Origin of the sequence: Streptomyces sp. R302, from assembly GCF_012927245.1 — a bacterium.
GTDB lineage: Bacteria > Actinomycetota > Actinomycetes > Streptomycetales > Streptomycetaceae > Streptomyces.
Map to the genome: position 1 here is coordinate 357,240 of NZ_JABBGE010000005.1, position 14,061 is coordinate 371,300.

The following is a 14,061-nucleotide window of genomic DNA, read 5'->3' on the forward strand; positions in this document are numbered from 1 at the left end:
ATCGTAGCGCCCAGCGAAGCGGAGAGCCTCTCCGTTTCATGGTGCAAGGAGTACGGATGACACCGCCCGCATCGACCGGTCTCGGCCGCGTCGGAATCTGGACCTTCGCGTACGACGCGCAGCCCGCCGGACGCGTACGGGAATCCGCCGCCGAACTCGAGGAACTGGGGTACGGGGCGATCTGGTACGGCGAGGCGTTCGGCCGCGACACCTTCGGCCAGGCCTGGTTGCTGCTGTCCGCGACCCGTCGCCTTCCCGTGGTCTCCGGCATCGCCAACATCGCCTTCCGGGATCCGCTGGCCACCGCCACCGCGGAACGCACCCTCGGCGAGGCCTTCCCCGGACGGTACGTACTCGGCCTGGGCGGCCACCGGGTGGACGACACCGTCCACGAGGTGGACGGCTACCCCGTGCCGGCCCGGGCCAGGGCCCTGTCCACGATGCGCGCCTACCTCCGGTCCATGGACGCCGCCCCCGCCCACGGCCCGGTCCCGGAGCCCGCGCCGCGCCGTCTGCTCGCGGCCCTCGGCCCGAAGATGCTCGGACTGGCCGCCGCGACGACCTGGGGCGCCCACACCTACTTCGTCCCGCCCGAGCACACCGAACAGGCCCGAGCGATCATGGGGCCGGACGCGTTCCTCGGCGTCGAGCAGGCCGTCGTGCTGGACACCGACCTCGACCGGGCGCGGGAGGTGGCGCAGGCGCACGTGGCCGGGTACGTCACGGCCGCCCCGCACCAGCAGGCCAACGTCCGGAGGCTGGGCTTCGGCGACGCGGACCTCGCCGGCGGCCCGAGCCGGCGCCTGGTGGACGCCATCGTCGCGTACGGGGGCACGGAGGCCATCCGCCGCCGCGTCCAGCACCACTTCGACGCCGGCGCGAACCACGTCTGCCTCCAGGTCCTCACCGCCGACCCGACCACGCTGCCGCAGCGGGAGTGGCGCGAACTCGCCTCCGCCCTGGGGTGAGAATCGAAAAAACTTCCTGAGTGGTCGCCGGATCGCTCCGCTACGGTGCAGCCATGGCGAACTTTGTACTGATTGCGGGTGCGCGACTCGGATCGTGGGCGTGGGACGATGTGGTGCCGTACCTGCGTGCGGCCGGCCACGGTGTCCACCCGCTGACGCTGTCCGGCCTCGCCGAGAAGCAGGGCGTGCCGGCCGGGCAGCAGACCCACGTCCAGGACATCGTTGACGAGGTCGAACGCCAGGACCTGCGCGACGTCGTCCTGGTGGGCCACAGCTACTCGGGCATTCCAAGCGGTCAGGCCGCCGGACGGATCGGCGACCGGCTGGCGCACGTGGTCTTCCTCGACTCCAGTGTTCCGGCCGATGGCGAACCGTTCGTCTCCGCCTGGCCGGACGGCGGGGCGATGATGAGGACAACGATCGCCGAGAACGGCGGATTCTGGCCGGTCGCGCCCGCAACCCACTTCGAGGGCCACGGCCTCACCGACGAGCAGATCGCGCGGATCGCGGGAGGTTCGACGCCACACCCGGGTGCCACGCTGACCGAACCCGCCGTGCTGGAAAGGCCGCTCGGCGACCTCCCGGCGACTTACATCAAGTGCACGCTCGGTGACCCCGACCCGAGCGACGACGTGGCCAAGCTGCTGACCAGCGGACGCTGGCGCCTGATCGAGATGGACACCGGCCACTGGCCCATGTTCTCCCGGCCCCGCGAGCTGGCGCGGATCCTCACCGACATAGCCGGGGCGTGACCGAGGTTCCGTGCGCGCGGACTCCGAGCCGGCGTCGTATCAACCGCGCTGCTCACAGCGACTCGTGGATGGCCGCGACAAGGACGGTCGCCTCGCATCGGACCGCGAGCTCGTCGTACCGCGTGGCCACGTCGGATCCGGTCAGGACGGACGCGCGGGCGGCCCGCCCCGATGCGGGCACTCGGACTGCCACCGGCGGAGCAGATAGGAGACCCGGCCCCATGGCCCGTACCCAACGGGAACGTCCCGCAGCGGCCGAACGATGTCCGTACTGATCGATGTCCGTACCGGACGTTAGCCTCGGCGGATGAATCCTCCGCGCCCCCCGAAGGCCATCACTCGTCACCACCACGACGGGCGGATCCACGCCTACGTGATCGAACCGGCCGCCGCCGGACGGCTGGAACCCGCGGTGGTGTTCCGCCCGCAGGCCGGTGACGAAGCGGTGGAGTCGGCGGTCAGGCCCGACCTGGAGCGGGTCGTGTACACGACCCCGCATCGGGTCGTCTGCCTCACGCGTACCGGTGACCTGGTGTGGGAGTCGGCCTTCGAACCGCACTCCGACGTGCGGTACGGCCACCGTCCCGGCTGCGCGTGGTCCCTGGACGGCCGGACCGTGTGGGTCTACCGGCCGGACGCCATGGCAGGACGCGGGGCCGGAGACCAGTGGGTCGTGCACGACGCCGACAGCGGGGCGGTTCTCGCTCGCAGAGAGACGGATACGGCGGGCCACGGCGCGTTCCATGCCACGCACCCCATCGACGGCAGCATCTACCTCAACATCGGGGAGGGCCAGGACGGTTCGGTGATTCTCCGGGGAAGGGTCGGGGCCGACGCCGAGGTGGAGTTCGTGGCGTACCCCTGGGTGGACCGCTGCCTGATCGACCTCGCCCCCGGCGGAGAGCAGTTCATGACCGTCGACCACGGCCAGGCGGACGTGGCCTTCCACCACCACCCCACGGGCGACGTGCTCTTCACGCTCCCGGTCGAGGCCTTCGGCTACGACCCGGAGGACACCGTCGTGGAGTGGAGCGGCGGCTATCTGACACCGGACACGGCCGTGGTCACCCTCGCCGGCGAGACCGAGGAGGGGGAGGAGTGGTTCCGCTTCCACCTCGTCGACGTACGCACGGGCACGATCGGCGGCGAGGCGACCGCCATCGAGGCGGCCCACTGCTACGACCTCCAGCCCCTCGGCGACGGCACCTGGCTGACGGACGGCCCCGTCCGCCACCACCGCGAGCCGACCCCGACATCCTGAAACCCAGCCCGCAGTCCGCCGTAGGCGCCCGGCGCCCGGCGAGCACGCACTGCCCCGGCGCCGTCGTCACGCGATCCCGACGTCGGGATCGCCGTAGAAGAAGAACAGCTTCACCTCGTCGCGCTCATCGCGGTCCACGTGGAAGAACCACGTGTACGCCGACGGGGGCTCCGGAGCCTCCGCCGCGGAAGCCGTCGCAGCGGAACGGCTCTCGACCCGTGTCCGGGCGGTCAGCGCGAGACGTACCACCTGTCCACCCTCGTAGTCGGCCAACTGCCAGGTGCCCGCATTGGAGAGACGCCAGCCGCCGTCGAAGTCGAGGCCGCCCCCCCGCCAAGCTTCTCCAGAAGAGCCGTCCCGTCCTCGCGCAGCACCACACGCGTCCCCTGGACGTTCTCGAAATACTGATACGGGCCGCCGCACGCGGTAGGAACGGCCAGGCCAACCAGAAGGAGCAGGCCGTCGCGAGACGTTCAGGACCCGCAGTGCTCTCAGGAACCCTTCCCGGTCGCGCGCCGGCAGCCCGGCGGGCAGGCGCTCCTCCTGCTCCTGGATGGCGGGCTGGGCAGTGTCCCGTACCCGGCGGCCTTCGGGGGTGAGGGAGACGGGCGGGCGCGGCGGATCAGTTGGCGCTCCGCCAGCGCGTCGAGCACGGCGATGATCCGGGTCTTGTCCGCGCCGATGGCCTCGGCCAGCGCGGCCTGTGTGCGGATCGGCGCCTCGTCGAGGTGGAGCAGGACGGCGTACGCCCACATGGTCAGGACGTGGGCGTCGAGCACGGGCCACTCCGCGGCCATCAGGGCGCGGCCCAGCGGCACGATCATCGCCGCGAGATCGGGACGACGCTCTTCTCCCCGGGTGGAATATCGAAGGGAACGCCTTCGACGACCTGAGGCGTCTCCACGCCCGCGTGGTCCGCGACAGTGTGCACCTGGTCGCCCGCGTGACACCCGCCGACCTGACCAGGCCCACACCCTGCGCCGGCTGGGACCTGAAGGACCTGCTCGACCACATGACGGCCCAGCACCACGGCTTCGCGGCGGCGGGCCGAAGGCGACGGTGCGGATCCGGAGCAGCAGCGGAAGGTGACGGACGGGGGATACGGGCAGGCGGCCGACCGGGTCGTCGCCGCCTTCGCGGCCGTCGACGACCCAGACCGCCCCTGCGCCCTACCGGAGTTCGGCCCGGGGGGTCTCCGCCAAAGCGCGGCGCGCCCTAGACTTCCACTTCCTCGACTGCGTCGTGCACGGCTGGGACGTCGCCCACACCCTGGGACTCCCGTACGCCCCGCCCTGGATGTCCTCGACACCGAGCTCCCATCGCCCGCGCCGTCCCCGACGGCGACTCCCGGCGAGTTCCCGCCAGCCCCTTCGCGCCCGCACTCGCGACACCCGCCGACGCACCCGCCCCGGAACGGATCCTCGCACTGCTCGGACGCCGCCCGGCGGGGTACGCACGCTGAGAGCTCCCTGGCACCGACCGACCTGCCATGCATCCATCGCGCCGCCCGCACGCCGACCACCTGGCGGCGGCCGGAGCCGTACGCCCCCGGGACTTCCGGCTTGATGCGTCAGGCCGCGTCCTCGCGCCCGCGCCCGCGCTCGGGCCCGAGTTCGTGGTCGCAGGTGTCATCGATGCCGTAGGTCTCCCACTCGGGGAACTCGTCCTCGGCGGGTACGGGTTCGCCCGGGGCCAGCAGGCAGGCGTCCAGTGCGGCGCGCAGCGCATCGGGGCGCAAGTCGGTGCCGATGAAGACGAGTTCCTGTCTCTGACCCTGCCCGGACTCCACGCCACCGGCGACGCCGGCCGGCTCGAACCGCGCGACGGCGCCGGCCTGCGACCAGAGTCCGGTCACCCGAGGCCGGCTGGCGAGCCGGAAGAAACCCTTGGAGCGGAGGATCCTCCCGTAGGCGCCGCTGTCGAGGCCCTCGGTGACCAGGGTCCACAGCCGCGCGGGATGGAAGGTGCGATCGGCGTGGAAGACCAGGGAGGAGATGCCGTACTCCTCGGTCTCCGGGACGTGGTCGCCGTTGAGCTCCTTCACCCAGCCCGGCGCCTGCTGAGCCCTCTCGACGTCGAACAGCCGGGTACCCAGCACCTGTTGCAGCGCCACCCGCCCCCGCACGGCGGGCACGATGCGCGCCTCCGGGTTGAGCCGGGACAGCGCCGCCCGGAGCCTACGGGCCTTCTCGGGGTCGACGAGGTCGAGCTTGTTGAGGACGATGACGTCGGCGAACTCGACCTGGTCCACGAGGAGATCACTGATGGTCCGCTCGTCGTCCTCGTACGGCGCGAGGCCGCGGGCGGTGAGCTCCTCGCCGTCGTCGAGCTCGCGGAGGAAGTTCGCGGCGTCGACGACGGTGGCCATCGTGTCGAGGCGGGCCAGGTCGCCGAGGGTGGCGCCGTCGTCCCGGGGGAAGGAGAAGGTCGCCGCGACCGGCATCGGCTCGGAGATGCCGCTGGACTCGATGAGCAGGTAGTCGAACCGCCCTTCACGCGCGAGCCGTTCGACCTCCTCCAGCAGATCGTCGCGCAAGGTGCAGCAGATGCAGCCGTTGGTCATCTCGACCAGCCGTTCCTCGGTCCGCGAGAGCGCCGCCTCGCCGCCTCGGACGAGCGCGGCGTCGATGTTGACCTCGCTCATGTCATTGACGATCACCGCGACCCGAAGGCCTTCGCGATTGGCCAGCACGTGATTGAGCAAGGTCGTCTTCCCCGCCCCGAGGAACCCGGACAGCACCGTCACCGGCAGACGTTCGTACGAGGTCAACTGCTCAGCCCTCAGGCCGGACGAGGTCACGCTCGTACGCCTTCACCAGCCGTTGCGGCACCTGATGAACGACACCGTCGACGGTGACGTCCACCAACTGCGGCACGCTGGCCTTCCACTGGGCGCGGCGGTGACGGGTGTTGCTGCGGGACATCTTCCGCTTGGGGACGGCCATGGAGACTCCTCGGTCTGATGGGGTGACGCGCCGAGGCTATATTAAAACGGTACCCATTATCAATTGGGCCTCTCCGGGCGCTGTCGCGTCGGTCAGCCGCAGCCCCTCGGGCGGGAACCACTGGAGGTCGTGCCATGCCTGCCGGCCGCGGCGGCCTGCCGTGCCGCCGACCTCGCCTGCTCCGGCAGAGACTGGGCGACCTAAGGGTGTATCGGACGTGGATCAAGCTAGGGTGTCTCGGTGACAGAGACGCAACGACGCCCTGACATAGGCCCTCCCGGCGGCGACTCCGACGAGAAGTCGACGCTGCTGGCGTTCTTGAACTACGTCCGTGAAGCAGTGGCCGCGAAGGCGCAAGGGCTTGGCGACGGCCAGGGGCGAACGCCTGGAGTGCCCTCCGGTACCAGTGTCTTCGGCCTGGTCAAGCACCTGACCGCGGCAGAGCATTACTGGTTCGCCTGGGCCTTCGAGGGTGCCGACATCGCGCATCCGGACTTCAGTATGGATCTCTCCGAGCGTGACAGTGAGGACAGTCTTCTCGCTGCCTATGGCCAGGCCATTGAGCGGTCCAACGAGATTGTCGAGCGTTGCGACGACTTGAACCGTCCGTGTGCCCGGGCAGCAGGCACAGCGGGGGCTGTGCGAACGATGCGGTGGGTGCTGGTGCACATGATCGAAGAGACGGCTCGCCATGCGGGCCATGCCGACATCCTCCGCGAGCAGGCTGACGGGTCCGTCGGCAGGTGACGCAGTGCCTCATAGCGGACCGCGAGTTTGTCGTATCTCGTCGCCACGGCACGGTGCCTTTTGAGGCGATTGATACCGCACTCAACTGCAGGCCGAGCCTTGTAGTCCTGCGTGTCGAACTTCGGCGGACGGCCGCCGCGGGAGCCGAGTTTCTTGCGGTTGCGCGCCTGGTCAGTCTTGTCCGGGATAGCGCATCGGATGCCGCGACGCCGCAGGTAGGCGCGGTTCTTGCGGGAGGCGTATGCCTTGTCCGCACGGACGCGGTCGGGCCGGGTGCGCGGCCGGCCCGATCCGATGCGGGGCACGCGTACCTTCGCCAAAACGGGCTCGAACTGCGGAGAGTCTCCGCGCTGCCCGGCGGTGATCACGACGGACATGGGTTTCTGCCCCTGCTCGACGGGCGCGAGCGTCCAAGGCCATGGTCGTGCGGCTCGATAGCAACACCGCCGGGCGGTTCCTTCTGCAGGTCCCCTTTTTTCCGTGCCCAGACCGCGTGCTGGTGGGCCCGGCAGACGGTGGAGTCGACGTTGACCTCCCAGGCAATCAGGCCCTTCGCATCGGCCTGGGCCTGCAACGAGGTGAATATGCGCTGCCAGGTCCCGTCCCGCTGCCGGCGCCGGAACAGGTCGTACACGCGGGCCCACGGTCCACACCGTTCCGGGACGTCCCGCCACGACACTCCGGTCCGGGTCCGCCGACGTATGCCGTCGACCAGCTGCCGCCGGGTCCATACCGGTGGCCGTCCCGGCTTCTTGCCCTTCGGCAACAGCGGCTCCAGCCGGGCCCACTGCGCGTCTGTCAGATCTCCACGCGCCACGAAGAAAGATCATCTCACACCCAAGATCCACTTCTGATACACGCCCTAGCCTCGATCTTTCTTGATGGGTCGCCGACGGAGTCGGCGGCCCATCTTGTTGCCGGTGGCGGAGGCTGGGCAGGCTGAGGGCCCGAGTGTCGTCTCGGGTGGACGCCGGGTTCCACTGCTCCGGTCTGGGGGTTCTCTCGAAGGGACGGGTGGATCTGCTGGTCAGCCGGGGTTCGGCAGGAGCGCGAGCCGTTCGAGGGCGGCGGTGATGTGGCGGGACCAGGGCCAGTGCCCGGCAAGGCGAAGGAACCGCCGACGACCGGTGGTCACGAGCTGTCCGGCCGTGGTGAACAGTCGAAGTCGCAGGCGGCGGGGTTCCCAGAGGCGGGCCTCGCCGGTCAGGGAGAGCATCGGCATCCAGGCCGGCAGGTCCAGGGCGATCTGCACGATCTCCAGCCAGATGCGGTTCTGCGCGGTGTCGTGCAGGGGAAGGTTCCGCAGTCCGGTCGAGCGGGCGGCCCGGATGCGGTCCTCGGCCCTGGCCCGCAGCCGGTGACGGAGCTCGAGCTCGGCGATCGGACGGCCCGGCATGTTGGTGGCGAAGCATGTCAGACGCATGCCGTTCGCGTCCGTGAGTCGCAACTGGGCCCCGGGGTGTGGCCGTTCCTTCCGCACGATCAGCCGCATCCCCTTCGGCCAGCCGTCCAGCACGTCACCGACGATCTCGGCGACCCAGGCCCCGTCCCGGATCTCGCCGCCGGGCTCGACGGCCGGCGTCCAGGCCGACGCGGGGACCTTGAGCACGTGCTGGTGGATCGCGTCGGTGATCATCATTCCAACCGAGTACGAAAGCCACCGGCCGCGCTGGGACAGCCAGTCGACGAAGTCGTGGGTGCCGCCTGCGGAATCGGTGCGGATCAAGGTCCGGCGCCCGCGCCGGTACTTTATCGGCAACTGGGCCAGCGCCAGGCGAGTGGCGGTGATGTGGTCGGCGGCAGTGTTCGAGCCCGCGTAGCCCGGCCTGAGCAGGGCCGCGACCGGCTCACCGGTGCCGCCCGGCCCGTGGTCGGCGAACCCCATCAGAGGGTGATGACCGTAGGTCCGCTTCCAGGTCGGGGCCGCATCCTCCTTGTCGGAGTGCGAGATCACCAGCACCCCGTCGAGGTCGACGGTCACCGTTCCACCCGCCTCGGGCGCTTCCTCGCCAGCCAACTGTCAGACCCGTTCGCGGACTTCGGCCCGCGCGGAACGGATCGCCGCCAGGGCCTTCTCGCCGGAGGCGGCGAGGGCGTCGACGAGGTGGGAGGCCGTCGGGTCGGAGGCCACCGGCCCGAACACGGCCGGCTCCGCTCGCAGCATGCCGACATCCGCAAGGCAGTCCCCGCCCAACGCGACCGCCAGGGCCACGTCCAGCAGGACCTTGCCCGGATCGTGCACCGCTCGAGCCTTCCGCCACGGTGTCAGTGCCACTGATATCGCGGTGTCGAGACCGGCCTTGCGGACGGTCTCGACCAGTAGCGCGCTCCCGGCCTGCGAGACCACTGCCCGGCCGCCGCCCTCGACGCGGACGCGCGGGTAGGACCCGATACGCTTCTTCACCTGGAGAGTGCTTCTTTTCTTGCGCCGACATGGACCCTAGACAAGTCCCATCGTTGCAGTTCAGGAGCACTCTCCGCTTATTTGATCAAGCTTCGGACAGCCCGCGTGAGGCTACTAGGAGGCAGAGGCCTTGCGAGAGGCAGCACGTCGGTGGGTGTGGGTGCCAGCGCTGTGGTCGGGTTTCGGCCACGGAGATGAGGACGACAGGCGACCCCTACCCCAAGCGCCTCTGGCTTCGCTAGCATCCCGGCTTCGGACTATTGGGAGGCTGTGGTGAGTGAACGGTTGGTCCATACAGTAGAAGTGCCGCTGGAGGACAGTGGCGGCGAGACAGTCCGCGTGCAGATCCGCGAGGTGGACGAGGCCCTCGTGCGGGTCGGTCGCGGCGGGCGGTCCATAGCCCGTGCCGAGCGGTCGTTCGGGCAGATGCTGGACACCGTGCGGCCCGTGGCGGAGAGCTTCGTGGGGCGCTTCCGGGAGCTGGCTAATGCGCCCGACGAGATCACCCTGGAGTTCGGCGTGTCGCTGTCCGCGGAGGCGGACGTCGTCATCGCCAGCACCGCCACCGCGGCCAATTTCTCCGTGAGCCTGACCTGGACCAAGCCTGACCTGCAGCCCTCGCCCGGCGAGAATGCGCAGCATGACTCGCATAGCTGACGGGCACATCTGAACGGAATGGCGGGGGGCTTGGTGGGGGAAGCGGGAGCCGAGTCGGGTCCGGAGGTGCCGTCGCGTAGCGTGGACGAGGCGCTAGCCTCGGCAGTCGTGAGGGTCGCCGGGCAGGACGGGGCGGTCTGTGGCGCGGGCGCCCTCGTCGCCCCTGACCTGGTGCTGACTTGTGCGCATGTCGTGTCGGACGCCCTCGGGCGCCCTCGGCGGGCTGCGGTGGCTGCTGGGGCCGTGGTCACCGTCGACTTCCCGTTGGCCGGGCCAGCAGCGGCTGGCCCCGGCCAACGCACAGCCGAGGTTGAGCAGTGGATTCCGATTCGCCCGGACCGTACCGGGGACGTTGCCCTGCTGCGGCTGCGCGACCCCGTCCCCGGGACGAGACCTCTGCCGATGGTGGACCCCAAAGAGGGGGTGTGGGAGCACGGGGCGCGCGCGGTGGGATTCACCGGCGTCGAGCCGACCGTGCTGTGGTTCCGGGGTCGGTTCAGCGGGGCGACGGAGGAAGGCTGGCTGCAACTCTCCCGCGCCGGCGCGCAGGAGACGTATGTCAGGAAGGGCTTCAGCGGCAGTCCTGTCTGGGACAGCGAACTGGGCGCGGCAGTCGGCCTCGTGGTCGCGGCACAGCCGGAGCAGGAAACGCAGCAGGTCTTCGTGCTGCGTACCGCAACGCTCGTGCGCGAGATACCCGGACTCGCTGACATCCTGCTGCCGGCCGCGCCCTTCCGAGGGCTGACCGCGCTCCAGGAGGACGACGCGGATGTGTTCTTCGGGCGGGACGGCGAGGTCGACGAGACGGTCGCGGCGCTGCGGGGCCACCACGGCACCGTCACCCTGTACGGCCCCTCCGGCTGTGGGAAATCGTCCCTCGCCCTCGCCGGTGTCGTGCCGAGGATGCGCAGAGATGGCCACGAGGTCCTGGTCGTCGACTTCGGCGGTACCGCTTCCCCCCGGTCGGAACTCGCGACGGAAATTTTCGAGGCGGCCCTCTCAGGGCGCCACGGTCCCGCCCGGGCGGACAGCGCCGACCAGGTGGAGCAGTGGCTGGACGAGCTGGGGCTCACCGGCGCCTACCACCGGGCGACGGGTCGGCGTTCGGCACAGCTGTTGGTAGTAGTTGACCAGGCCGAGGCACTGCTGAACCGCCCCGAGCCGGAGATCGCCCAAGCCGTCGCGCTGCTGTTCCTCAAGCGTCAGCCGGCCGGCCTGAGGGTCCTTCTCACTCTGCGGGCAGATTTCATGGACGCCGCGCTGAGCCACCCGCAGCTGGGCCCCGCGCTGAGGCGCGGAGTGACGCTCCCTCTCACCCCCATGGCACGGGATCAGCTGCACGCCGTGATCACCCAACCGCTCAAGGCGATTCCGGCCGTCGCGTACGATCCCGGGCTCGTCACCCGCATCCTCGATGACGCGGGTGCCGAGCCGGGGATCCTCCCGCTTTTGGGCTTCGTCCTGGAGCAGTTGTGGGAACGCCGCGCCGTCGGACGGCTCCGGGCGGTGACGTACGAGGAACTCGGCGGAGTGGCCGGTGCGCTGCGGCGCCATGCCGAGTCGGCGTGGCGGTCGTGTGTCAGACCAGGGCAGGAGGCGCAGGCACGGCTATTGCTGACCGGGCTGGTGCGGGTGCTGCCAGGCGGCGAGGCCCCCCTGCGGCGAGTGCTGACCCGCGGCGAGACCGAGGAGGAGTCCTGGCGCCTGGTTCGTGCGCTGGCCGAGCGGCGCTTGCTGGTCCTGTACGGCGGTGACGGCCGCCCCGAGAGCGCGGAGCTGTCCCACGAGGCACTGATCGCCGCCTGGCCTGCGCTCGCTGAGGAAGTACGTGCCAGCGCTGATTTCCTGGCGGTCCGCGCGGATGTGCAGCATGACCTGGAACGGTGGCGGAACGCGGACGGGGCGGCCGGCCTGCTGCCCGGCCCCCGCCAGCTCGATGCAGTGGAAGCGAGGTTACGCGGGCGCGAGCGTGACCTGACCGCAGAGCAGCGGGAGTTCCTGGGGCAGGCCCGCCGCCGCCGACGGGCCCGGCTGGCGTGGGCTCGGGCGGGCGTGGTGGCCGGTGCGCTGGTGCTCGTCGTGATCGCCGCGCTGGTCACATCTCTCATACAGGAATCGAACGTGAGTGAGCAGCGAGCGGCCGAAGGGCTGTCGCGGGCGCTTGCGATCCAGTCGGACGAGCTGGTGGAAGTCAACCCCGGTCAGGCCGCACTGGCCGCGCTCGCAGCGTACGAAACCGCGCCGACGCAAGAGGCCCGCAGTGCGCTGATGCGCCGGTACGACGCAATGCGGGGCGCCGCGTGGATGCTGACGGGTGCCGAGGGTACGAACAGTGCCGCAGCCATGAGCGCGGACGGCGCGGTGACGCTCGTGACGTCTGAGACCGGCCGCGCCACCCTGTTCGTCCGCTCGGCCGGGGGCGAGGTGCGACAGGAACCGCTCGGCCTCGCCGACAACGTCGCCTCTCCGGTGGTCAGCCGCGACGGGCAGCGCATCGCTTACGTGATCGACAAGAACGGCGCGGTGGTCTGGCATGACGTGACGCCCGCTCAGCAGCAGTTGGTCGGGCCGCCGCACCGGCTCCAGGGTGCGCTCACCGATCGCCCGCTGGGCCTGAGCTTCGGAAACATGAAGATCATGGACTTCTCGCCGGACGCCCGCCGACTGGTCGGGGTGTCCGCGGCGGATGCGGCACTGCCGGTCCAGGTCTGGGACTTGGAAACGGGACGGCCGCAGGCACTGCCCGAGCGGGTCACCCGGCTCACCGAGGTGTGGTTCGGGCCTGACGGGAACACTCTGGTAGGTCTGCACAGCCCCGCGCCGGCGAAGAACTCCGCACTGGTGGCGGTCGACATCGCCACTGGCACAGTGCGCCAACTGGCGGCCGACCTGGGGTACGACGGCCACGCGGTCTCCGGTGACGGCAGGATTGCTGTCGTATGCAGGGAAAAGCCGGATCCGAACACGCTCGGGTCGGCCCACTACCAAGCCGTCCGCGTGGCCGATGGACAGGTCTTGCGCCGATTCGACCTCGGGAAGGACACCTCATGCGCCGACGTGTCCGTCTCCGATAAGGGCGAGCGCTTCGCAGTGATGGGCACGAGTGGCTCCTGGAACATCGTCGCCACCGCTGCATCGGCGCGGGCGGACGGAGCAGCCAAGTTCTTCGGCCCCATGTTCGCCCAGGCGATCGAGCGGATGCCGCTCCTGGGCACAGCGAGCGATCCCGTCGTCGTCACGAAAGAGGACAACGCCATCACCGGGTGGGCGTTGACCAACGACGACGGGGGCGTCTCCTACAGCCCTCCCCGACTGCTCGGCGACGGGGGCAGGATGGTGGTCCGCGTAGGCAGGAACGGCGAGAGCCTGCGCGTCATGGAGACGGAGGGCAAAGAACGCACACTCGCCGAAGTACGGACCCCCACCGACACGCCCCCGGACGCGAAGCAGCAGATCCAGGTCAACGGCTCCTCGACACTGGTCGCGGACGTCTCTGATCGGAACCGCATCACGGTACGCGCGCTGCCCTCCCTGCACCAGGTAGCCGAGTTCACCACCGTCCAACCGCCCGCCGGAATCGACGGCAAGCGCGAACTGCTGGCGTTCCACTTCCTCGACGACGACCGGCTCATCACGATCGCCGGCCCGCACGTCGAACACTGGAACGCCCACGACGGCCGCCGCCTCACCCCGCCGATCGACTTGCGAGACCTGGCGCTCACCACGCAGCGCCAGCCGACGTACTTCGCGGGCCACCACCCCGAGCCGGGGCACATACGAGTCACTGTCGGTAACGAACCGGACGTGCACGCCGTGAACCTGGCAACGGGCAAGGAGACGGAGAAGCTGCGCATACGGCTTGACGCCGACCTCAACGTGGCCGTGTTCCTGCGGGACCCGCAGTACATGGCTGTGATGACGACCGGAGGCATGGTGGAACTGTGGTCGGTGCGCCCCGGGCAGGCCCCCAAGAGAATGGTGGGCCCGCTCGGACCGCTGAACCCGAATCGGTGGGCGGCGGGCGTGACCCCAGGCGCCGGGTTCTTCCTGGCCAACAACAACTCCGTGCAGTTCCTCCAGGCGGACAACCCTGCATTTCGGGAGACCTATCAGTTCGCGCAGCAGTACGGCTTCCTCGCGGCAGCCGACGACGGCAAAGCCCTGCTGCGGAACCCCACAACCGGCGGCAAAATCGATTTGCTCCGCCTCGACCCGAGCCTGTGGAAGCGCCACGTGTGCGCCGTCCTCGGACGCGGCCTCACCACCGATGAACGCGGCGGTCTCCCTGCCGGTCTGCCGACCGGCATCTGCCCCGCGCCCCGGTAGA

General features: G+C 70.1%; 11 protein-coding genes and 2 pseudogenes. 6 read left to right on the plus strand and 7 right to left on the minus strand.

The window, feature by feature from the left end:
- The first annotated feature begins 56 nt into the window (after positions 1-56).
- Together HHL19_RS17905 and HHL19_RS17910 are read left to right on the plus strand one after the other, a co-directional pair.
- Entirely contained in the window at positions 57-968 is a 912-nt protein-coding gene (locus HHL19_RS17905; protein ID WP_169090748.1) for a TIGR03620 family F420-dependent LLM class oxidoreductase, read from the plus strand.
- Positions 969-1,021: 53 nt separating this feature from the next.
- Positions 1,022-1,720, plus strand: a complete 699-nt coding sequence (locus tag HHL19_RS17910; RefSeq protein ID WP_169091168.1) for an alpha/beta hydrolase — start codon at positions 1,022-1,024, stop codon at positions 1,718-1,720.
- A 52-nt stretch (positions 1,721-1,772) separates the two neighbouring features.
- Here the strand turns inward: HHL19_RS17910 and HHL19_RS17915 are convergent, their stop codons facing one another.
- Positions 1,773-1,913, minus strand: coding sequence for a hypothetical protein (locus HHL19_RS17915; RefSeq protein WP_169090139.1), 141 nt, complete (start codon positions 1,911-1,913; stop codon positions 1,773-1,775).
- Positions 1,914-2,027: 114 nt separating this feature from the next.
- Here HHL19_RS17915 and HHL19_RS17920 point away from each other — a divergent pair, with 114 nt between their 5' ends.
- A complete protein-coding gene (locus HHL19_RS17920) occupies positions 2,028-2,981 on the plus strand; it encodes a hypothetical protein (RefSeq protein ID WP_169090750.1) in 954 nt (317 codons plus the stop codon).
- A gap of 66 nt (positions 2,982-3,047) precedes the next feature.
- On the opposite strand, the gene HHL19_RS37340 is transcribed toward HHL19_RS17920, so the two are convergent.
- From HHL19_RS37340 to rpmF, 4 genes are all read right to left on the minus strand, one after another.
- Positions 3,048-3,254 (minus strand): hypothetical protein, encoded by a 207-nt coding sequence (locus HHL19_RS37340; RefSeq protein WP_240981655.1) that lies wholly within the window; start codon positions 3,252-3,254, stop codon positions 3,048-3,050.
- 218 nt (positions 3,255-3,472) lie between these two features.
- Positions 3,473-3,805 carry a MarR family winged helix-turn-helix transcriptional regulator gene (locus HHL19_RS17930; RefSeq protein ID WP_206325269.1) on the minus strand — a complete coding sequence of 111 codons (333 nt, stop codon included), beginning with the start codon at positions 3,803-3,805 and terminating at the stop codon, positions 3,473-3,475.
- A 746-nt stretch (positions 3,806-4,551) separates the two neighbouring features.
- Positions 4,552-5,751, minus strand: a complete 1,200-nt coding sequence (locus tag HHL19_RS17940) for a GTP-binding protein (protein ID WP_169091172.1) — start codon at positions 5,749-5,751, stop codon at positions 4,552-4,554.
- A gap of 4 nt (positions 5,752-5,755) precedes the next feature.
- Positions 5,756-5,926: a 50S ribosomal protein L32 gene (gene rpmF, locus HHL19_RS17945; protein WP_169090752.1), complete on the minus strand. Its 171-nt coding sequence runs from the start codon at positions 5,924-5,926 to the stop codon at positions 5,756-5,758.
- Positions 5,927-6,166: 240 nt separating this feature from the next.
- Here rpmF and HHL19_RS17950 point away from each other — a divergent pair, with 240 nt between their 5' ends.
- Positions 6,167-6,673 carry a DinB family protein gene (locus tag HHL19_RS17950; protein ID WP_169090754.1) on the plus strand — a complete coding sequence of 169 codons (507 nt, stop codon included), beginning with the start codon at positions 6,167-6,169 and terminating at the stop codon, positions 6,671-6,673.
- A gap of 20 nt (positions 6,674-6,693) precedes the next feature.
- On the opposite strand, the pseudogene HHL19_RS17955 reads toward HHL19_RS17950, so the two are convergent.
- A pseudogene (locus HHL19_RS17955) lies at positions 6,694-7,490 on the minus strand (IS5 family transposase); the annotation flags it as partial.
- 210 nt (positions 7,491-7,700) lie between these two features.
- Positions 7,701-9,077: pseudogene (locus tag HHL19_RS17960) on the minus strand (IS1380 family transposase).
- 273 nt (positions 9,078-9,350) lie between these two features.
- On the opposite strand from HHL19_RS17960, the gene HHL19_RS17965 reads away from it, so the two are divergent.
- Positions 9,351-9,734, plus strand: a complete 384-nt coding sequence (locus HHL19_RS17965) for a CU044_2847 family protein (protein ID WP_169090756.1) — start codon at positions 9,351-9,353, stop codon at positions 9,732-9,734.
- Between the two features lie 108 nt (positions 9,735-9,842).
- Entirely contained in the window at positions 9,843-14,060 is a 4,218-nt protein-coding gene (locus tag HHL19_RS17970) for a trypsin-like peptidase domain-containing protein (protein WP_346770284.1), read from the plus strand.
- The last annotated feature ends 1 nt before the right edge of the window (position 14,061 follow it).

Coding starts and splice junctions, on each gene's coding strand:
- rpmF (WP_169090752.1), bottom strand. CDS start 5,926: ATGGCCGTCCCCAAGCGGAAGATGTCCCGCAGCAACACCCGTCACCGC.
- HHL19_RS17920 (WP_169090750.1), top strand. CDS start 2,028: ATGAATCCTCCGCGCCCCCCGAAGGCCATCACTCGTCACCACCACGAC.
- HHL19_RS17905 (WP_169090748.1), top strand. CDS start 57: ATGACACCGCCCGCATCGACCGGTCTCGGCCGCGTCGGAATCTGGACC.
- HHL19_RS17910 (WP_169091168.1), top strand. CDS start 1,022: ATGGCGAACTTTGTACTGATTGCGGGTGCGCGACTCGGATCGTGGGCG.
- HHL19_RS17930 (WP_206325269.1), bottom strand. CDS start 3,805: ATGATCGTGCCGCTGGGCCGCGCCCTGATGGCCGCGGAGTGGCCCGTG.